Raw genomic sequence first — 19,329 nt, 5'->3', positions numbered from 1 at the left:
GGCGCATTCCCGATGACAATCGGGCTGCCCTGAACATCCCGGCATCGGGAAAGGCGATCGATCGATGTCTGAACGTCCCCCAAGGTCTTCGGTGTTCGAGGGAAGTGGACGGGCGGTCGAACCGCCAGGGACGTTCGAAGCGACGCCTGCAACGCCTGCAACGCCTGCGGCGACTGACATGCTGCGGATCGGAGGCGTCTCGACTGCGAGCAACGCAGATCCCCGCGCCATGATGGCCACGGGACGAAGGCTTCGACGACGTCGCTATCCAACCGATGGAGAGTCTCACGTCCTCATCGGGACGAACCGCTGGAGCGGCAGGTCCTCTGGATCTGCCGCTCCTCGGCAACCGCCACCGTCAGCGCCATGGCGAAGGCCATGGAGGCGGACAGAAGGCGGAAGCCGGCGTGGTCGGCCTCGGCGAGCTCGAACCACTCGCTCGCCGACTCCACCAGCGGCGAGAAGGCCGAATCGGTCAGCGCCACCACCGGCACGCCCCGCCGAGCGAGGCCGCGCGCCTGCGCCACGGTTTCCGAGGCGTAGGGCGAGAAGGAGACCGCGAAGGCCGCGTCCTCGCGCTCGGCCAGGGCCAGGATGTCCTCGTCGATGCCCGCCGCGGTGCCGACGAGCTGCGTGCGCACGCCGAGCTTGCCGAAGGCGTAGGCCATGTAGACGCCGATCGGGTAGGAGCGGCGCTTGGCGACGAGGTAGATGGTGCGCGCCCCCGCGAGCACCTGCACCGCGCGCTGGAAGGCTTCGAGGTCGACGCCGGTCGCGAGGCGGTCGAGCGAGGTCTTGGCGGCGGCGACGAAGCCGAACAGGATCGAGGGCGGCTGCGAGTCCTCGCCCTGCAGCGCCTTCAGCCGATCCGTATAGACGGGATGGCGCTCGCGCAGGCGGTCGCGAAACAGCGCCTGGAGCGAGGAGAAGCCCTCGAAGCCGAGGGCCTGGGCGAAGCGCACCAGCGTCGAGGGCTGGACGTTGGCCGCCTGCGCGATCGAGGCCACCGTTCCGAAGGCGATGTCGTCGGGATGGTCGAGCGAGAACTCGGCCGCCGCCCGCAGACGCGGCGGTAGATCCCGGCTGCGCCGCATGATCGCGGCCTTCAGCTCATCGAAGTCGGCGGGCGGCGCCGAAGGCCCGAGAGCCTCTGCGATTCCACCCGCCGGCAAGGGGTCAGGCCCCGAGCATCTGCGGCGTGACCGCGACGGCCTCGCCGCTCTTGGCCGACTGCGTCGCCGCCTCCGCCAGCGCCAGCGCCGCGATGCCGTCGCGCAAGGTGACCGGAACGGTGCCGCCCGAGGCGAGGCTCGCGACGAAGGCCGTCCACTCCGCCTCGTAGGCGCGCATGTAGCGCTCCAGGAAGAAGTAGACCGGCTTGGCCGAGGAGGCGCCGTTCGTCGTGATCTTCTCGACGGTGTTCTCCAGAACGTTGCGGGCCGAGAGCAGGCCCTTCGAGCCGAGCAGCTCGACGCGCTGGTCGTAGCCGTAGCCGGCGCGGCGCGAGTTCTTGATCACGGCGATGCGCCCATCGTCCCAGGACAGGGTCACGGCCGCCGTGTCGACGTCGCCGGCCGCGCCGATCTCGGGATCGACGATCGAGGAGCCGACCGCCGTGACCTTGGCCGGCGCGCCGCCCATGATCCAGCAGGCCATGTCGAAGTCGTGGATCATCATGTCGCGGAACAGGCCGCCCGACACCTTGATGTAGGAGACGGGCGGGGGCGCGGGGTCGAAGGAGGTGATCGACAGGAGTTCCGGCCGGCCGATCTCGCCGGCGTCGAGCGCGCCCTTCAGCGCGGCGAAGTTGGGGTCGAAGCGGCGGTTGAAGCCGATCATCACCGGCTTTCCGCTGCCGGCGACGGCGGCCTGGCAGCGAAGCGCCCGCTCCAGCGACAGGTCGACGGGCTTCTCGCACAGGACCGCCTTGCCGGCCGCGGTCGCCCGCTCGATGAGGTCGGAATGGGTGTCGGTGGAGGTCGCGATCAGCACCGCGTCGATGCTCGCATCGGCTAGGATGTCCTCGACCGAGCGGGCCTCGGCCCCGACGCTCGCGGCGAGCGTCCGCGCGGCTTCGGCCATGACGTCGGCGACGGCGACGAGGCGCGAGTCCTTGTTGGCGATCATGGAGCGGGCGTGGACCTGGCCGATCCGGCCGGCGCCGAGGAGGGCGACGTTCAGCATGGGGAATGTTCCTTTCAAGCGATGGTGAAGGCGTCGCGGAAGCGCTTCAGCGCCAGCTCGTCGTCGCCCTGGGGCCAGGCCTCGAGGCCGATCACGCCGCGATAGCCCATGCCGTCGAGCGCGCGGGCGATGGCGGGATAGTTGATCTCGCCGGTGCCCGGCTCGTGGCGGCCGGGCACGTCGGCGACCTGGATCTCGCCGATGTTGGGCAGCGCCCGGCGGCACAGCTCGATCAGGTTCCCCTCGCCGATCTGCGCGTGGTAGAGGTCGAGGTTGAGCTTCAGCGAGGGGCGGCTCACCGCCTCGACCAGCGCGATCGTGTCGGCGGCCTTGGCGAAGGGCGTCTTCGGATGGTCGACGGCCTCGTTGAGGTTCTCCAGGACGAAGGTCACGCCGTGCCTTTCGCCGAGGTCGGCGATGCGGCGCAGCGTGTCGACCGCCTTCAGCCACATCGCGCCCGAAACGACCTCGGACTTGACCACCGGCAGGCCCTGCCCGTCGAGGCCGGTGCCGTGGAGGTTGAGCCGCGGGCAGTTCAGCTCCTTGGCGACGGGGATCGACTGCGCGGCGGTGCGCAGCAGCTCGTCCGCACCGGCATCGTCGGCGAGCGTGCCGGTGACGTAGCCGGTCATGGAGGAGAAGGTCGCGCCGGATCCGGCGAGCGCCTTGATGTCGTGTTTCGTCCAGTCCCAGATCTCGACGAGGAAGCCGGCCGCCGTCAGGCGCTCCAGCCGCTCGAGAACGGGACGCTTGGCGAAGACGGTTTCCGCGCAGACCGCGAGCGCGAAGGGCTGTGTCATGGGTGATGCCTGGTTCGGGAGGAAGGGTGTCAGACGGTGCCGCCGAGCTCGGCCGAGACGGCCTGGAGCTCCTTGCCGCCGGCCATCAGGTTCTGAAGCTCGTCGATGGCGATCTCGCCCTTGGCGAATGTGCCGAGCGTCTTGCCGCGGTTGAGGACGGTGAAGCGGTTGCCGACCGCCATGGCGTGGCGGACGTTGTGGGTGATGAAGATCACGCCGAGTCCGCTCTCGCGGACCTGGTTGATGTACTTCAGCACCATCGAGGTCTGGGCGACGCCGAGTGCCGAGGTCGGCTCGTCGAGGATCAGCACCTTGGCGCCGAAGTGGACGGCGCGGGCGATGGCGACGCACTGCCGCTCGCCGCCCGACAGGGTGCCGACCGCCTGCTGCGGCTCGCGCACGTCGATGCCGATGCGCTTCATCTCCGCGCGGGTGATGTCGTCGGCGCGCTTCATGTCGATGCGCTTGAAGGGTCCGAAGCCGACCGTCGGCTCCTGCCCCATGAAGAAGTTGCGCGTCACCGACATCAGCGGGATCATCGCGAGATCCTGGTAGACGGTGGCGACCCCCGCCTCCAGCGCGTCGCGCGGCGAGGAGAAGACCCGCGGCCTGCCCTCGATCAGGAACTCGCCCGCCGTCGGCCTGTGGACGCCGGCCAGCGTGTTGATGAGGGTCGACTTGCCGGCGCCGTTGTCGCCGAGGAGGCAGAGCACCTCGCCGGCCGAGACGTGCATGGAGACGCCGTTGAGGGCGATCACCGAGCCGAAGTGCTTGACGAGGTTGCGGACCTCGATGAGGGGCGTTCCAGTCCGGTCCATCAGCGCTCTCCCGTCACGCGCTTGCGGATGACGTTGTTGAACACGACGGCCAGGAGCAGCATGCCGCCGAGGAAGACGAGGTACCAGTCCTGGTCGATCGAGGTGTAGGTCAGGCCGATCAGCACCATGCCGAAGACGATGGAGCCGAAGAAGGCGCCGATGGCCGAGCCGTAGCCGCCGGTGAGGAGGCACCCGCCGATCACGGCCGCGATGATCGCCTCGAATTCCTTCTGGAAGCCGCGCCGGGCGTCGGTCGAGCCGGCGTCGAGAACGGTGAGGACGGCGACGAGCGTGGCGCAGGAGGCGGTGACGATGAAGAGGATGATCTTCACCCGGTCCACCGGCACGCCGGACTTGCGGGCGGCCTTCGGGTCGCCGCCGGCGGCGAAGATCCAGTTGCCGAAGGAGGTGCGCAGCAGCACCCAGGTGGCGAGCAGCGCGATGACGACGAACCAGAGGATCTCGACGGGAATGCCTGGAACGGTCGGCAGGCCGCTCGGGAAGGTCTCGATGATCCCGGCCTGGCCGAGCCAGGTGAAGAGGCCGCCGAAGGCGTCGCCGGAGAAGATCGGCGCGAGAATGCTGCCGGCCGCCGCCTCGCGCATGCCGCGCAGCTGCGTCGAGCCGCCGCTCGCCCATTTGAGACCGACGAGGGTGAGGCCGCGCAGGATGAACAGGAAGGCGAGCGTGACGATGAAGGAGGGAAGCCCGGTCCGCAGCACGATCTGGGCGTTGACGCTGCCGACCACGACGGCGAACGCGAAGGCGATGAGGATCGCGACCGGCAGCGGCAGGTTCCACACGACGAGGGCGGCGCCGAAGACAAGGCCCGCGAAGGCGACCATGGAGCCGATCGACAGGTCGAACTCGCCGCCGATCATCAGGAGCGCGGCGCCGACCGCCAGGATGCCGAGCTGGGCAGCCGGCGCCATGAAGTTCATCACGCCGGCGAGCGTGAACATCGCGGGGTTGGCGGTGAAGGCGAAGAACAGGGAGACGAGGACGAGACCGGCGACGGCGCCGAGTTCCGGCCGGCGAAGCAGGGTGGTGGCGAACGAGGCCTTTCTCAGCCGCTCGTCGCTCGTGCCGCCCGGCGGTGGATTCTTCTCGGTGATCGTGGACATCGGGGCGCTTCCTTGCGAAGGACTGGCGACGCGCGCGTCCGAGCCGCCGGGAACGGCGGCGTGCGCGGCGGCCGGACGTGTCGGAGGACGGAGCGGCCCGGTCCCGCCGGGGCCGCTCGCGCTTCTCGGATCAGCGGATGCCCTTGGACGCGCCGTCGATGACCTTGGCGGCGGTGTCCTGCGTCACGAAGCTCGGGCCGGAGGCGACGTTGCCGGCCGGCATCAGGCCGTTGCGGGCGTTGAGCGCGAGGAAGGTGACGGGCAGGTAGCCCTGGAGGTAGGGCTGCTGGTCGATGGCGAAGTCGGCCTTGCCGTCGGCGACGGACTGGAGGAAGCCGGCCGACATGTCGAAGGTGCCGACCTTCACCTTGTCGCCGAGGCCCATCTTCTGGACGACGGAAACCGCCGGCTCGCCGACGAGCGGCGCCGACAGGCCGAGGATGCCGTCGACGGAGGGGTCGGAGGTGAGCGCGGCCTGGATCTTGGCCTCGATCTCGGCCGGATCGGAGGTGGTCGGCAGGACCGTCACCTTGCCGCCGGTCAGGCCTTCCGTCAGTCCCTCGCAGCGCTGGTCGAGGCCTGCATTGCCGACTTCCTGGTTGACGCACAGGACGTTCTTGAGGCCCTCGCCGGCGAAGCGCTCGCCCGCCGCCTTGCCGGCCGCGCGCTCTTCCTGGCCGACATGGAGGCGGATGCCGAGCTTCTGGACGGCATCGACGCCCGAATTCATCGAGATCACCGGGATGCCGGCGGCGACGGCCTTCTCGATCGCCGGGCCGAGCGCGTAGGGATCGGGGTTGGACACGACGATGCCGGCGGGCTTCTGGTTGACGGCCGCCTCGATGAGCTGGGCCATCTGCACCATGTCGAAGGTTTCGGGGGCGCGGTAGTCGAGGGTGACGCCGCTGTCCTCGGCGGCCTTGGTCATGCCGTTCTTCACGATCGACCAGAACGGGTCCGAGGCCTGTCCATGCGTGACGGCGATGATCTGGACGGAGTCCTGCGCGTGGCCGGCGACCGGCGCGACGAGCGCCGCGACGGCGACGCTCGCGCCGAGGGCAAGCGTCTTCAGAATGGAATGCATGAGTTTTCTCCCGTGTGGAACCGCGTCTCAGGCGGTCACAAGCCAGCGCACGTTCTCGGACGTGCCTCCTCCTGCCGACACCGGCGGCGGAGCCTCCACGCTCCATTTGCTACCGGGTGCAAACAAGGATTTGATAGCATCTTCGCCGCGGAATGCAATACGTCCGTTGCATCGTCGGAAAATATGGAACAAACGTTCTGTGAGAGCTGACCGGGAGGGGCGGTGAAGAAGCGAGCGACGGCGCAGGAGGTGGCCCAGCTCGCCGGGGTCTCGAAGTGGACCGTGATCAGGGCCTTCACGCCGGGTGCATCGATCACCGAGGTCAGCCGTGCCAAGGTCATGGCGGCCGCGGAACAGATGAACTACCGGCCCAACCTCCTGGCGCGCAGCCTGGCGACGCGCTCGACCCGGCAGGTGGCGGTCTTCGTCGACGACTTCGCCAACCCCTACAAGCTGCAGCTGATCGAGGCGACGACCGCGGCGCTGCAGGCGGAAGGGCTGGTGGCGCTCCTGGTGAACATCAACGAGCACCTCGACCACGTCCACGCCATCCTCAACGCCGACCAGCGGCAGGTCGACGCCGTGGTCCTGCTCGGCACCTCGTTCCGGGAGGAGACGCTGGCCGACAGCCGGCTTCGCGACGGCGGGCCGCCGCTCTTCGTGCTCGCCCGCGACAGTCAGCTCGCGGGCATCCCGGCCGTGTCCTGCGACTCGGCCGTCGCCATGGAGGATATCTGCCGGCACCTGGCGGCGCGGGGCTTCGGCCGGCCCGGCTTCATGAGCGGGCCGCGGACGCTCTCGACGGCGCTCGGGCGCCATCGCCACTTCCGCGACCACTGGGCCAGCCGGGGCATCGAGGTCGCCGAGCTGCAGGCGAGCCCGTACAGCCATGCCGCGGGCGCCGCGGCCATGCGCGCCTATCTCGCGGCGAACCCGCCAGGGGCGCGCATAGACGTGCTCGTCTGCGAGAACGACATCCTGGCTCACGGCGCCCTCGACGTTCTTCGCCACGAGGCGGGCCTGAGCGTTCCTTCGGACATGGCGGTGGTCGGCTTCGACGATGCCGCTCCCTCCGCCCTTCCGGGCTACGATCTCACCACCTATCGCCAGCCGGTCGGGCGGATGGTCGAGACGCTGGTGGACATGCTCTCCGGTCGGCGTCCGCATGACACCATCGTCCTGCGTGGTGAGCTCGTCCTTCGTTCGTCCGCCTGAGGCGCTCTGCAACTATCGAGAAAGATCGGAATGCATGGCCGACGGGAGCGTCCGGTGATGACGCACCGCGGACGACGCCATTTCCGTTGCCGCGGCGATCGGCTGGTCGGCTCCGGTCTCCTCGATCCTGGCAGCTCGGATGAGGCATGATCACGTCATGGACATGATCGTGGCGAAGGACACGTTCGAGCTCGTTGGCGATGATCAAGTCATGGGAATCCAGCATCGTCTTGAGCGACAATCTCATCTCCGTCGAAATAGAGGATCTATCGCTGCATCCGTAATGAATGGGATGTGGCAAATCTTCAGGGAGCACAATGATCCTTGGACCGTGTCGCGACGATGCGGCGATGCACCATCGGCCGGCACCACCGGGTAGCGCAGGGGATGTGGACCATCCATCGTAGCTGAGCGTCGACCCGCCCGGGAATCCGCTTCCGCTCCGAGAAGAGGGGGTGCGGCGAGCGTCGTGCTCGGCAGAGCATCGCCCGCGGCGATCCGCTTCGCTCTCACGAGCATCGAGGCCCTCACCCTGCGTGCAAAATCAACTTCAGGTAGAGAATGGACGCCGATGGGCTTCGGAACCGCTTGACGATTGACGAACCCACGAAAATATTGATACGGTTCCGTTTATTATCTGTGTTGTGCTCGACGGGGATGCGCCTGCGGCTGGCTGTCGCGAGGCGGCCGCCGACAGCCCTCTGCCGAAACCGGCTGCATCTTTGTTCCTCCGAGGATCGTATGGCCCTCCTCCCGCGGCGCTTCGCCGATCGCCTCGTCCGCACGTCTGGTGCCTTGGCCGCTCTGGGCCTTCTCGCAGGGTGTGAGGCCGAGAGTCCTCCGCTGCCGGAGGAGCCTGAACATGTGCTCGTCCGACGAGTGACGTACGACCAGGTCGATCGGGAATTGACTCTGACCGGGACGGTCGTCGCGAAGGTGGAGGCAAGCCTCGCGTTTCAGACGGCCGGGCGCGTCGACAAGCGATACGTCGACGTCAGCAGCCGCGTAAGGGCTGGCGACCTGCTCGCGACGATCGACCAGACGCAACAGCGGGCGGATCTCGAATCCGCGGAAGCCGGCCTGCGAGCGAGCGCGGTCACGCTGCGGGAGGCCGAAGCCAACTTCGACCGCCAGGCTCGGCTTCTGGAAAGCGGCGTCACCACACGTAGCAACTACGATGCCGTCAGGGAGCAGCTTGGAAACGCCCAGGGTGCATTCGATACGGCCCAGGCTGAGGTCGACAATGCCCGCGAGCAGTTGTCGTTCACGGAGCTGAGGGCCGACGCGGATGGCGTCATCACGGAGCGCAACACCGAGACCGGCCAGGTCGCGGCTGCCGCGCAGCCGGTCTTCACGCTGGCTCACGACGGTCCACGAGAGGCGGTCTTCAACGTCTACGAGGCGCTCCTGCTGGGCGCCCCGCCTCAGTCCGACGTAGAGGTCCGGCTCGTCTCCGATCCTTCCGCGAGAGCCAAGGCCCGGATCAGCAGGATCTCGCCCACACTCGACCTGAGAACGGGCACCGTGGAGGTCCGTGCCACCATCGTCGACGCGGCACCGGAGATGGGGTTGGGTTCGGCCGTGGAAGGTGTCGGTCGCTCGAGGATGCGGAAGGTCGTCGATCTTCCGTGGTCGTCGCTCACTTCCGTAAGGGAAGGGGCGGCGGTGTGGGTCATGGACCCGGCAACGCGGACGGTTTCCTTGCGACCGGTCGAGATCGCGGATTACCGGAGCGGACGCATCCTGGTCGCCGACGGGCTGGCCGACGGCGACCAGGTCGTGATCGCGGGCGCCAACTTCCTGCGCGAGGGTCAGCTGGTGGATCCCGCCGAGGATGTGGCGCGATGATGCCGGGACGCTTCGTGAAGGTGGCCGTCGCGACGATGCTTCTCGCCGGCTGCACCGAGCCGGAAGAGCCGCCAAGCGCGCCGCGCCCGGTTCTCTCGACGCTCGCGGCGCCAGGATCGACGGTGCCGCTGAGCTTCGTCGGGGCGGTCGAGCCTCGACATTCCCGCGATCTGGGCTTCCGCGTTCTCGGGCGGGTGAACAGCAAGAGCGTGGACGTCGGCGACGTCGTCGTCGCCGGCCAGGTGTTGGCATCGGTCGATTCGCAGGCGCAGACGCTGTCGATAAGATCTCTGGAAGGGGAGGTCGCGACCGCCGAGGCGCAGCTGGAATCCGCACGCGCGACGCGGGACCGTCAATCGGCTCTCGTGGAACTGAACGCCGGCACCGCGGCGCAACTCGACAGCGCGGAACAGCAGTTCGCCGTCGCCCGGTCGACTTTGGTCAGCCGGAGATCGGACCTCGCCAAGGCTCGGGACGAGCTGAACTACACGCGCCTCGTCTCGGAAACCGATGGCATCGTCACGGCGGTCTCGATCGACGTCGGCCAGATCGTCAACGTGGGTCAGACGGCGCTGACCGTGGCGCAGATCGATGTCCGGGAGGCCGTCGTCGATGTGGCCGAAGACATCGCCGCATCGCTGGTCGTCGGGCAGGAATTCACGGTCACGCTTCGACTGGACCATGCTCAGGCGGCGAGCGGCCGGATCCGCGAGATCTCTCCACGATCGGACGCGGCGACACGCAGCAAGCGTGTCCGGATCACTCTCACCGATCCCTCTCCGGCATTCCGGCTCGGCAGCATGGTCGAAGCCAGGATGGATGCGACGCGCGATCCTACGATCAGGCTGCCCGAGAGCGCGCTCCTGCGCACGGACGAAGGCGACTTCGTCTGGGTGGCCGACGAAAGGAACGGCACCGTGCAGCGGCGGCGCATCACGCTTTCCGATCCGCGGGACGGTCGCTTCGACGTCCTCTCCGGGCTCGAACCGGGAACGCGTGTCGTGACCGCCGGCGTCAATTCGCTGCAAGAGGGTCAAGCCGTGGAAATCCAGCAGGAGCCAGCCTCTTGAAGCGCTTCAATCTGTCGGCATGGGCGCTCGAGCACCCTTCTCTCATCTGGTACTTCATGATCGTCTTCGCGGTGGCGGGAGCGTTGTCCTACGCGAACCTCGGTCGCGAGGAAGACCCCAACTTCACGATCAAGACCATGATCGTCCAGGCGAGCTGGCCCGGCGCCTCTCTCGAGGATACCGTCAATCAAGTGACGGATCGGCTCGAGAAGAAGCTCGAGGAGCTGCCGCAGCTCGACTACACCAAGAGCCTGACGTCGCCGGGCACGACCACGATCTACGTATATCTCCTGGACACTACGAGACCCGAGCAGGTCTCGCAGCAGTGGGCGCGCGTTCGGGACCTGCTGTCGGACATTCGTCCTCAGCTGCCATCCGGCGTCCAAGGTCCATCGTTCAACGACGACTTCGGGGACGTGTACGGCAACATCTATGCTCTGACGGCCGACGGCATAACCCAGCGTCAGCTGAGGGACTACGCCGAGATGGCACGCGCCAGGATCATGGCGATCCCGAATGCAGGCAAGGTCAACCTGATCGGCGCCCAGGACGAGGTCGTATACCTGGAGTTCTCCACCCGACGGATGGCCGCGCTCGGACTGAGCCAGCAGACCATCATCGACGCCCTGGCGGCGCAGAACGCGATCGTACCCTCCGGGACCATCGACTCGACCGGCGAACGCATCGCCGTTCGCGTATCCAGCGAGTTCGAGTCCGAGGACGGCTTGCGCGACGTCAACCTCTGGGTGAACGACCGCTTCTTCCGCCTTTCGGACGTCGCGACGATCGAGCGGTCCTACGTGGATCCACCTCGGTCGCTCTTCCGCTACAAGGGAGAACCTGCCATCGGGCTCGCGGTCGGCATGCGACCTGGCGCCAACCTCCTGGAGTTCGGCGAAGCGCTATCGGGCGAGTTGCGTCACATCGAATCGGAGTTGCCGATCGGCGTAGGCGTGCATCTTGTCTCCGATCAGCCTCACGTCGTGGAGGAGGCGGTCGGCGGGTTCACCAAGGCGCTCGCGGAGGCGATCGCCATCGTTCTCGCCGTTTCGTTCGTCAGCCTGGGACTGCGTGCCGGGATCATCGTGACGCTCGCGATCCCGCTTACGCTCGCCATAACCTTCGTGGCGATGGAGTACGCCGGGATCTCGCTTCAGCGCATCTCGCTCGGCGCCCTCATCATCGCCCTGGGCCTCCTCGTCGACGACGCGATGATAGCCATCGAGATGATGGTGGCGCGCCTCGAGGCAGGAGACAGTCTGCGGAAGGCTGCGACCTACATCTACACGTCAACCGCGTTTCCGATGTTGACGGGGACATTGGTCACCGTCGCTAGCTTCATACCCGTCGGACTCAACAACAGTAACGCCGGAGAGTTCACGTTCACTCTCTTCGTCGTGGTTGCCGTATCCCTGATCGTGTCATGGGTGGTCGCCGTGGTCTTCATGCCGATCCTCGGCGTGGCCATCATGCCGAAGACGTTGAAGGGGCATGCGGGGAGGAAAGGCTTCTTCTCGAGGATCTTCGCGGCCGTCCTTCGTGTCGGCGTCCGCTTCAAGTGGTCGACCATCGTCCTGACGCTCGCGCTGTTCGCCGGCTCGATCTACGGCCTGGGTCACGTCCAGCGGCAGTTCTTTCCCGCTTCGGATCGACCGGAGGTCGTAGTCGACTGGACGGCGCCGCAGAATACCTCGATCCTGGAGACGCGAGCCCAGATGGATCGCTTCGAGTCCGAACTTCGCAAGGACTCCGACATCCTTTACTGGTCTTCGTACGTCGGTCAGGGGGCGGTACGCTTCGTGCTGTCCTTCGACGTACAGCCGGCAAGCCCGAACTATGGTCAGATGATCATCATGACCAAGGACATCGAAGCACGGGATCGCGTGATCTCTCGGTTGCGCGAGATCGGAAAGCGGGAGTTCGTCGGAACCGACGTCTTCGTGCATCCCATGGACATCGGCCCTCCGGTCGGGCGCCCGATCCAGTATCGCATGAGCGGACCGGACCTTGGCAAGGTGAGGGCCTACGCCCAGGAAGTGGCTGGCATCGTCGACGCCAATCCCAACGTGGGGCGGGTCACGCTGGACTGGAACGAGCCGGCCCGCGTCGTGAAGGTCGAGGTCCTGCAAGACAAGGCACGCCAACTCGGCATCTCCTCCCAGGACATCTCGTCGGCCCTCGCGAACGTCGCCGGGACGACCGCAACGCAGATCCGCGACAGCATCTACCTCGTCGACGTCGTGACCCGTTCACGTGCCGCCGAGCGCACGTCCATCGAGACGTTGCAGGACCTTCAGATCAATGCGCCGGATGGCCGCGTCATCCCGCTGGCGTCCGTCGCGAGCTTCGGCCACGGAATGGAGCAGCCGTTCGTCTGGCGCCGCGACAGAGTACCCACGATCACGATCAGGGCGGCGCTTGCGTCGGACGCTCAACCGGCTACCGTGGACGCGCAGCTCGTCCAGCAGATCGACGATTTCCGCGCCCGGCTGCCGCCGGAATATGGCCTCGAGACCGGTGGAGCAGTGGAAGCGAGCGCCATGGGGCAGGGGCCGATCGTCGGCGTCCTGCCGCTGATGCTGCTGTCGATGACCACGATCCTGATGTTCCAGCTGCAGAGCTTCCAGCGGCTCTTCATGGTGGTCGCCGTCGCTCCGCTGGGTCTCATCGGCGTCGTCGCCGCCCTTGTCCCGACCGGCGCCCCTCTCGGCTTCGTGGCGATCCTCGGCGTCCTCGCGCTGGTGGGAATCCTCATCCGGAACTCGGTGATCCTGGTCGTGCAGATCGAGGAGCACGTCGAGGAGGGCTGGGGCCGCTGGGACGCCGTCATCGACGCCACCGAGCATCGCATGCGGCCGATCATGCTGACGGCGGCGGCCGCTTCGCTCGCGCTGATCCCGATCTCGCGGGAAATCTTCTGGGGTCCCATGGCCATCGCCATGATGGGGGGCATCATCATCGGAACCCTGTTGACACTCCTTTTCTTGCCGGCACTTTACGTCGCCTGGTTCCGGGTCCGGCCGGACGAAACCGGTCGGGCGGAAGATCGCCGGTCCGGGACCATCGCTTCGCATGACCATCCGGACGCGGGCTCGGTCGCCGGCGTGGACGCCACCGGATGAGCCGAGGCCGCGCCGACATCTCCCGCATCTCCGACGGAACGGATGGAGTGGCGCCGACATCGGCCGGTGACGCTGGCGCGACACCATGCGGAGGGCCGCGTCGTCCCGGCCGCATCTCGGCGATCGTCGTCGGACCGTCCTCGGGCCCGCTCCCGACCCGCTCAGGTCGAGAAGCCCGGGCTTACCTCACGGCGCAAGTGACGGAGGCCGTCTCCCGATCCGGTTCGCTGCGCGGCTATGCGGGACGATGATCGCGTCATAGGCCTCGATCCCGGCCGACGGAAGGCCGCACATGCCGTCCGGCGTCGCGCTCCCGGATCCGGGGATCCGGTCGACGCGTCGCAAGGATGATCGGCGTGCGGCGTGGACGACAAGCAATCCAGACCAGGTACGGATATGACCAAGACTGCCGAAATACGGGCCTTCCTGCCCCGCGTCGCGCTCGCCGTCTCGCTGGCGATCGCAGGTTCGGGATGTGCAAGCCGGCCCCATGCGTCGCTTCTGCCGGTGTCGCATACGGTTCAAGGAGCGCACGTCATCGACATGCTCGTCGCCACTACGAGGGCCCCGTCTCCCGAGTCCGGGGTGGTGTTCTCGGGAGAGCGCGGCTCGGGGCTGTCCCTGAAGAACGTCGTCGTGTCGATTCCGCCGGACGGCGTCCGTAAGCCGGGAGCGGTCATCTATCCCGAAAGCCGGCCGGGCGATCCGGCCCGGGAGTTCGTCGCGCTCGAGGTCGCCGCCATGGACGGACGTGGAGCTGCGGCGTGGTACGACCGTGTCGCAGGGCCGAAGAAGCGTGTCCTCATCTTCGTTCACGGATTCAATTCGACCTTCGAGGAAGCCGTCTTCCGGTTCGCGCAGATCAGCCACGACACGGGAGTGGATGCGGCACCGATCCTCTTCACTTGGCCGTCGCGCGGCAGCATCTTCGATTACGTCTACGATCGGGAAAGCGCCGACTTCTCCCGTGACAGTCTCGAGAAGATCCTGACGCAGGCCGCCGCCCAACCGGAGGTGGAGGAAATCACCTTGATGGCACACTCGATGGGTAGCTGGCTCGCGATGGAGGCGGTCCGCCAGCTCGCCATCCGCCAGGGCAAGGTTCCCGCCAAGCTGCGCAACATCGTGCTTGCTTCCCCCGACCTCGACATCGACGTCTTCCAGAAGCAGCTCGACGACCTCGGTCCGGCGCAGGAACGCATCACCATCTTCACGTCGCAGGACGATCGCGCGCTCCGCGTCTCCCGCCGGCTTGCCGGTGGCGGCGAGCGCCTCGGTTCCGTGGATCTCAAGCGTCCGGAAGTGAGTTCGATGTTCGTGCGCCGCGGCATCCACGTCGTCGACCTCAGTGGCGTCGTCGCGGGAGACCGGCTCAATCACACGAAGTTCGCGGAAAGCGCCGACGTGGTACGCGCCATCGGCAACCGCCTCATCGCCGGCGACGGCATCTCGGATTCGCGGCTCAGCGTCGCCGAGACTATCGGAGCCGCAGCCATCGGCACCGCACAGGGGGTGGGATCGGCGATCGGCGCGACGGCGACGATCCCGTCCGCGGTTCTGACCTCGGAAGGACGAGTCCACCTGCGCGAGCGCATCGAAGAGAGCGGGCGCAACTTCGGCGGTTCCCTTCAGACGGTCACCGGGCAGTGATCTGCATCGCAGCCTCCGCCTCCTGGAACGCGCTTGCGGCGGAGCCGCTTCGTGGATCGCGCTCCCTGTCTGCGCAAGCTGGGCCGTTCGCTGCCGACGCCCGCCTGCCGCGATCTGCATCGTCATGCTCGACGTCACCTTCTGCATCCCCCACGCGAAGATGCTACGCGAAGCCATCTCGCCGCACCCGCTCGCCATATCGCTGGAGGATCTGCAGGCCTTGACGCTCGAGCACCTTCAAGAAGGCAATCGGTCGGCTCGGCTGCCGGCATCCCGCGACACTCCGAAGTCCGACTCCACGAAGGTGGCGTCCGATCCTGCCGGCATGACCGTGCCCGGTGGTTCCGCCGACTGGCGGATCGTCCTGTCCGGCAGGCTGCAGGGCTACCATGCCCCTCGGTGGAGCCGTGACCGGGACGAAGAACCGGGTGATCCCGAGCGTCGTGGCGCGATCGGCGCCAGACCTAGGAGCGTCGGTCCGGTGGCCGATGGCTATCCTGACATGGCTCGGACACTGCCATGACCTGGCACCCCGACGCTCGCTATCCCTCGACGCTGGCCATGCCGATCGATGCAGCGATCGCCGATGTCGTGGGGAATAGCCGAAACGCTGCCGTACTGGAAATGCCTTGGAGCGCCAGACACACGGCAACCATCCCGCCGCATCTCGCCGAGCAAGCGCATCGCGCAGCCGAAAGATTCCATACATCGTCGCGCGGGACGATAGAGGAAGTCATCGGCATCGGCATCGAGCTGCTCGCCATCAAGGAGGTCGTTGACAAGCCGGCCTTCGGCGCCTGGATGAGGAGAAGCTTCGGATCGGAGAGTCGGACCGCCGACAACTACATGCAGCTGGCGCGAGCCTTCGCGGACCGCCGGGACGTCGTCGCGGCTCTTCCCCTGACCGTTGCCTACAAGCTGGCGGCACCCACTCTGCCCGCTGCGGTGCGCGAGGCCGTGCTGGAACGGCTCGCGCACGATCCGAACCTCGAACCGGCCGTCATCAGGAGCATGATCGCGGATGCCGTCGCGATCCGGAAAGGATCGACGCTCCGCAGGCCGGGCAAGCGCCCACGCAACCGGTCGATCGAAGCTGAGAACGCCAGTGTGGAGGCTGCACGCTTGATCGCCTCCGTGGCTGGCGCGCACCGTCCCGAGTTGTCGGCCCTGCTCGCACACTGCGACCATGGACTCGGCCTGCTGATCCGCCAAGCTCTACAGGCCGAGATGCAGCGATCGGCGAAGGATGAGCCGAACCGGTGAGGCGCGGACATCCACGGTTTCAACGAGCGTGTCCCGCACCGGGCACGGTGCCGTGTGCCATTCTCCACGAAGGAGCGGCTTATCATCCGGATGGAAGAGCCGGTCCGCGAAGGTTCGATCGGCGTCGCCGATCGTGGAGCCACCAGCTTGTCGGAAGCGGCAGGCTTCGACGCGGATCGATGTGCCAAGATGTTGATCGTTCCGACGCCGGGCAGGCGACCGGCCGCGTGGATCGACGATCCCATAGCCTATTGGCACGACCGAACTTGCCGCTAAAGGGTGCCTCTCGATGGAGCCTGCGGCTCATCTGTCAGTTCAATTGGAAGGATGGGCGGATGATCAGCCGCGACCATCGGCAAGAACGATCGATTAGGCAGCATAGCGAATGCTTGATGACACCATTCCGAGACGCTCCCGAGGGCGTCCCTCCGCAGAGCAGGCTAACGAGCTAACATCCGTGATCGCGAAGGTCGCTTGCGAGATGTTTCTTGAGTACGGGTTCGACAATACGAGCATCGATGAGCTTGTCCAGCGGACGAAAATCTCGAAGCGCACTTTCTACAATCGATTCAAGAACAAGGCCGATCTATTTTCGACCGTTTGCATCCAGTTGGCAAATGAGAGGTACCCTCTCGATATTGGGCACTACCAAGAGAATTGCGACTTGCACTCCATGTTGCAGGAGATGTTGCTCAAGATCCTGGATGCAACACTCAAGCCCGATGCGGTCGAGTTCGATCGAATGATGATCGCGGTCGCCATTCGCTTTCCCGAAGTCACCATCGCGGTGGATGCGGTGAGGCGCCGAGCCGTCCAGGGACTTCGCGAATTCCTGGCCGAGACGAACCGCGAGGAAGTTCTGCATATCGAAGATGCCGAGGAGGCAGCATGGCACCTCATTAATGGAGCCATCCTTCCGCCTTTCAGGCGAGCGGCCCTTGGCTTGCGGGACGTCGAGATCACCGCCGACGACAAGCGCGCAATCAGCCGGTTCGTGAAGTTCTTCATCAGAGGCTACGAGCCTCGTCCGGATCGGGAGGAACGGTAGCGCAAGTATCCCCGACGCTCGGCGCAAACGATCAGGTGCGCTGAGGCCGATCGTCGTGGCCGGCCCAACCATTCGACGGCGAAGGACGCGGGCACGCTCGACGGATCGCCGGACCGACCTGCGTGCAACCCCGCTGCCCATCCATCTTCCAGAGGAATTCGCGCGGACCCGTCAGGCCAGGAAAGCGAAGCTCCAGCCAATGAGGTTCGCAGTCGCGGAGAGAACCAGCCGCCGGGCAACCTTCTCGGACGGCTACGCGAGGATTTACGAAATTAGATTGCAGTTTCGAAAATTCTCGTCCACATTGCCATCGGACTCGCGGGGAGGATGCGCGCGTGTCGGATTTGGGAGATCGGTCGATGTTGGACTTCGAGTCCGCCGCCCAGCCAGGGCGGCTACCCGCGACGATGAAGGCCGCGCGGATGCACGAAGTCGGCGCGGCTCTTGTGGTCGAGGACCTTCCGACACCGGTTCCAGGTTCCATGGACGTCGTCGTGCGAGTGCGATCCTGCGGCATCGTCCCGAATCTTGCGAACATCCTGAAGAACTGGCCGACCTGGTTTCCTGGCCTGCCGCAGCCGCCGCTGCCCGCGATCTTCGGCCTGGACCCGGCCGGCGAGGTCGCCGCCGTCGGCGAGCGCGTGCACAACATCAGGGTGGGCGATCGCGTGTACGTCAATCCGGCACGCTCTTGCGGCTCGTGCCGCCATTGCCGGGGCGGCGAGCCTATCGCCTGCCAGTTCTTCGCCTTCCAGGGCTATTTCGGCTTCAGCAGGCACGCCGAGCAGACCTTCCTGAACTATGCCGGCGGCGGGCTCGCCGAATACATGATGGCGCCCGCCGCCGCGATCGTCAGCCTGCCCGACGCCATGAGCTTCGACCATGCGGCGCGCCTCGGCTACATGGGCACCGGCTACTCGGCGCTGAAGAAGGCCAAGGTCGGTCCCAGGACCACCCTTCTCGTCAACGGCATTTCCGGAACGCTCGGAATCAGCTGCGCGCTGTTCGGCCTCGCCATGGGGGCGCGCCGGATCCTCGGCACGGGTCGCGACCGGGATCTCCTGGAGGCGGTCAGGGCGCTGGCGCCCCATCGCATAGAGGTCCATTCGATCCATGACGGGCCGGTCGACGGCTGGGCGCGCTCGCTCACCCACAACGGCGAAGGCGTCGACGCCTTCGTTGACTGCAACGGGCCGGGCGCCTCGCATGAAACCTTCGTCCAGGGCATCATGGCGCTCAGGCGCGGCGGAGCGGCCGTCAACATCGGCGCCATCGCCGGCCCGGTGCCCATCGACGTCCACTACATGATGGACGGCAACATGCGCCTGCACGGCTCGGTCTGGTTCACGACGGCCGAGGGGCAGGAGATGGCCGACATGGTGGAGAGCGGCATGGTGGACTTCTCCGTTCTCAAAACGGTGGCCGTCCCGCTCGCGCAGGTCAACGACGCCATCTCCGGCATCGCCCGGCGCCATGGCGGCTTCTCCAACTTCGTGATCCATCCGTGAGGCCCTGAGGCGTCTCGCTGGATCGTCGCCATCGTCTGGGGAGGAAGGGCATGAAGATCAGACGCGTCGTCGTCGCACGCGACGAGACCGGGAAGTCTGCGGTCGTCAGCGACGGGCATTCGCCACGCGAGCAGGTGCTGAAGCACACGCCGGGCTTCGTTTCCTCGCCGCTCTGGCTGACAAGCGGCACGCCCGATCTTTCCCTGCCGATCGAGGAGACCATGGCCGGCGAGGGATCCGTTCTGGCAGGGCCGGGCGGAGCCTGTTTCATGGTCGTCACCTTTCCTCCGGACTCGGTGATGGCTGGTCCGGACTTCGATCCCGTCCTCGCAGGTCCCGAGCACGCTCGGGCGGCACCGGGCATCGCCGAGACCTTCGAGAGGGATGCGCCGGGAATGCACCGCACCCCGACGCTGGACTTCGCCACCGTCGTGAGGGGCGAGATCGTCCTCGAACTCGACGACGGTGCGATGGTGACCCTGCGGCAGGGCGACACCGTAGTGCAGCAGGGAACGCGCCACGCCTGGCGCAACCTGGGTGCAGAGCCGGCCACCCTGTCCTTCGTCATGCTGGGCGCTCAGGGCACCTGAACCAC

The 19,329-nt window shown here is 66.7% G+C and carries 16 protein-coding genes; 10 read left to right on the top strand and 6 right to left on the bottom strand.

Going from position 1 to position 19,329, the window contains the following annotated elements; all coding sequences use genetic code 11:
* Positions 1 to 293: 293 nt before the first annotated feature.
* From FZN60_RS02630 to FZN60_RS02605, 6 genes are all read right to left on the bottom strand, one after another.
* Complete coding sequence (locus FZN60_RS02630; protein WP_158870817.1) at positions 294 to 1,094, bottom strand: MurR/RpiR family transcriptional regulator; 801 nt, start codon at positions 1,092 to 1,094, stop codon at positions 294 to 296.
* 82 nt (positions 1,095 to 1,176) lie between these two features.
* Complete coding sequence (iolG, locus tag FZN60_RS02625; protein ID WP_158870815.1) at positions 1,177 to 2,184, bottom strand: inositol 2-dehydrogenase; 1,008 nt, start codon at positions 2,182 to 2,184, stop codon at positions 1,177 to 1,179.
* A gap of 14 nt (positions 2,185 to 2,198) precedes the next feature.
* Positions 2,199 to 2,984: a TIM barrel protein gene (locus FZN60_RS02620; protein ID WP_158870813.1), complete on the bottom strand. Its 786-nt coding sequence runs from the start codon at positions 2,982 to 2,984 to the stop codon at positions 2,199 to 2,201.
* Positions 2,985 to 3,013: 29 nt separating this feature from the next.
* Positions 3,014 to 3,802 (bottom strand): ATP-binding cassette domain-containing protein, encoded by a 789-nt coding sequence (locus FZN60_RS02615; RefSeq protein ID WP_158870811.1) that lies wholly within the window; start codon positions 3,800 to 3,802, stop codon positions 3,014 to 3,016.
* Positions 3,802 to 4,926, bottom strand: a complete 1,125-nt coding sequence (locus tag FZN60_RS02610; RefSeq protein WP_158870809.1) for an ABC transporter permease — start codon at positions 4,924 to 4,926, stop codon at positions 3,802 to 3,804. Before FZN60_RS02610 ends, FZN60_RS02615 begins: the two co-directional genes overlap by 1 nt.
* A 130-nt stretch (positions 4,927 to 5,056) precedes the next feature.
* On the bottom strand, positions 5,057 to 6,010 hold the full coding sequence (locus FZN60_RS02605) for a sugar ABC transporter substrate-binding protein (protein ID WP_158870807.1): 954 nt from the start codon (positions 6,008 to 6,010) through the stop codon (positions 5,057 to 5,059).
* Between the two features lie 222 nt (positions 6,011 to 6,232).
* Between FZN60_RS02605 and FZN60_RS02600 the strand changes: the two genes are divergently transcribed.
* The 10 genes from FZN60_RS02600 to FZN60_RS02555 all read left to right on the top strand — a co-directional run bounded on the left by FZN60_RS02600 (position 6,233) and on the right by FZN60_RS02555 (position 19,324).
* On the top strand, positions 6,233 to 7,225 hold the full coding sequence (locus FZN60_RS02600; protein ID WP_158870805.1) for a LacI family DNA-binding transcriptional regulator: 993 nt from the start codon (positions 6,233 to 6,235) through the stop codon (positions 7,223 to 7,225).
* A 741-nt stretch (positions 7,226 to 7,966) separates the two neighbouring features.
* Positions 7,967 to 9,073, top strand: a complete 1,107-nt coding sequence (locus FZN60_RS02595) for an efflux RND transporter periplasmic adaptor subunit (RefSeq protein ID WP_158870803.1) — start codon at positions 7,967 to 7,969, stop codon at positions 9,071 to 9,073.
* Positions 9,070 to 10,143: an efflux RND transporter periplasmic adaptor subunit gene (locus FZN60_RS02590; protein WP_246726548.1), complete on the top strand. Its 1,074-nt coding sequence runs from the start codon at positions 9,070 to 9,072 to the stop codon at positions 10,141 to 10,143. The genes FZN60_RS02595 and FZN60_RS02590 overlap by 4 nt, the downstream gene beginning before the upstream one ends.
* Complete coding sequence (locus tag FZN60_RS02585) at positions 10,140 to 13,265, top strand: efflux RND transporter permease subunit (protein WP_158870801.1); 3,126 nt, start codon at positions 10,140 to 10,142, stop codon at positions 13,263 to 13,265. Before FZN60_RS02590 ends, FZN60_RS02585 begins: the two co-directional genes overlap by 4 nt.
* Positions 13,266 to 13,628: 363 nt before the next feature.
* A complete protein-coding gene (locus FZN60_RS02580) occupies positions 13,629 to 14,915 on the top strand; it encodes an alpha/beta hydrolase (protein ID WP_246726546.1) in 1,287 nt (428 codons plus the stop codon).
* 124 nt (positions 14,916 to 15,039) lie between these two features.
* Positions 15,040 to 15,438 carry a hypothetical protein gene (locus FZN60_RS02575; protein WP_158870800.1) on the top strand — a complete coding sequence of 133 codons (399 nt, stop codon included), beginning with the start codon at positions 15,040 to 15,042 and terminating at the stop codon, positions 15,436 to 15,438.
* Positions 15,435 to 16,178 (top strand): hypothetical protein, encoded by a 744-nt coding sequence (locus tag FZN60_RS02570; RefSeq protein ID WP_158870798.1) that lies wholly within the window; start codon positions 15,435 to 15,437, stop codon positions 16,176 to 16,178. The genes FZN60_RS02575 and FZN60_RS02570 overlap by 4 nt, the downstream gene beginning before the upstream one ends.
* A gap of 457 nt (positions 16,179 to 16,635) precedes the next feature.
* Positions 16,636 to 17,226, top strand: a complete 591-nt coding sequence (locus FZN60_RS02565) for a TetR/AcrR family transcriptional regulator (RefSeq protein WP_158870796.1) — start codon at positions 16,636 to 16,638, stop codon at positions 17,224 to 17,226.
* A gap of 359 nt (positions 17,227 to 17,585) precedes the next feature.
* The gene (locus FZN60_RS02560) at positions 17,586 to 18,734 is read left to right on the top strand and encodes an alcohol dehydrogenase catalytic domain-containing protein (RefSeq protein WP_158870794.1); all 1,149 of its coding nucleotides are present in this window, start codon (positions 17,586 to 17,588) and stop codon (positions 18,732 to 18,734) included.
* A gap of 50 nt (positions 18,735 to 18,784) precedes the next feature.
* Positions 18,785 to 19,324 carry a cupin domain-containing protein gene (locus tag FZN60_RS02555; protein ID WP_158870792.1) on the top strand — a complete coding sequence of 180 codons (540 nt, stop codon included), beginning with the start codon at positions 18,785 to 18,787 and terminating at the stop codon, positions 19,322 to 19,324.
* Positions 19,325 to 19,329 lie beyond the last annotated feature (5 nt).

Source organism: Antarcticirhabdus aurantiaca, assembly GCF_009765365.1.
GTDB classification, from domain to species: domain Bacteria; phylum Pseudomonadota; class Alphaproteobacteria; order Rhizobiales; family Rhizobiaceae; genus Antarcticirhabdus; species Antarcticirhabdus aurantiaca.
The sequence above is the reverse complement of the archived record's forward strand: the minus strand, read 5'-3'. Positions and strand labels throughout refer to the sequence as shown.

Excerpts from the sequence above, each read along its gene's own strand:
- FZN60_RS02620 (WP_158870813.1), bottom strand. The coding sequence starts at position 2,984 with ATGACACAGCCCTTCGCGCTCGCGGTCTGCGCGGAAACCGTCTTCGCC.
- FZN60_RS02560 (WP_158870794.1), top strand. The coding sequence starts at position 17,586 with ATGTTGGACTTCGAGTCCGCCGCCCAGCCAGGGCGGCTACCCGCGACG.
- FZN60_RS02630 (WP_158870817.1), bottom strand. The coding sequence starts at position 1,094 with ATGCGGCGCAGCCGGGATCTACCGCCGCGTCTGCGGGCGGCGGCCGAG.
- iolG (WP_158870815.1), bottom strand. The coding sequence starts at position 2,184 with ATGCTGAACGTCGCCCTCCTCGGCGCCGGCCGGATCGGCCAGGTCCAC.
- FZN60_RS02610 (WP_158870809.1), bottom strand. The coding sequence starts at position 4,926 with ATGTCCACGATCACCGAGAAGAATCCACCGCCGGGCGGCACGAGCGAC.
- FZN60_RS02570 (WP_158870798.1), top strand. The coding sequence starts at position 15,435 with ATGACCTGGCACCCCGACGCTCGCTATCCCTCGACGCTGGCCATGCCG.
- FZN60_RS02605 (WP_158870807.1), bottom strand. The coding sequence starts at position 6,010 with ATGCATTCCATTCTGAAGACGCTTGCCCTCGGCGCGAGCGTCGCCGTC.
- FZN60_RS02555 (WP_158870792.1), top strand. The coding sequence starts at position 18,785 with ATGAAGATCAGACGCGTCGTCGTCGCACGCGACGAGACCGGGAAGTCT.
- FZN60_RS02615 (WP_158870811.1), bottom strand. The coding sequence starts at position 3,802 with ATGGACCGGACTGGAACGCCCCTCATCGAGGTCCGCAACCTCGTCAAG.
- FZN60_RS02595 (WP_158870803.1), top strand. The coding sequence starts at position 7,967 with ATGGCCCTCCTCCCGCGGCGCTTCGCCGATCGCCTCGTCCGCACGTCT.
- FZN60_RS02590 (WP_246726548.1), top strand. The coding sequence starts at position 9,070 with ATGATGCCGGGACGCTTCGTGAAGGTGGCCGTCGCGACGATGCTTCTC.
- FZN60_RS02575 (WP_158870800.1), top strand. The coding sequence starts at position 15,040 with ATGCTCGACGTCACCTTCTGCATCCCCCACGCGAAGATGCTACGCGAA.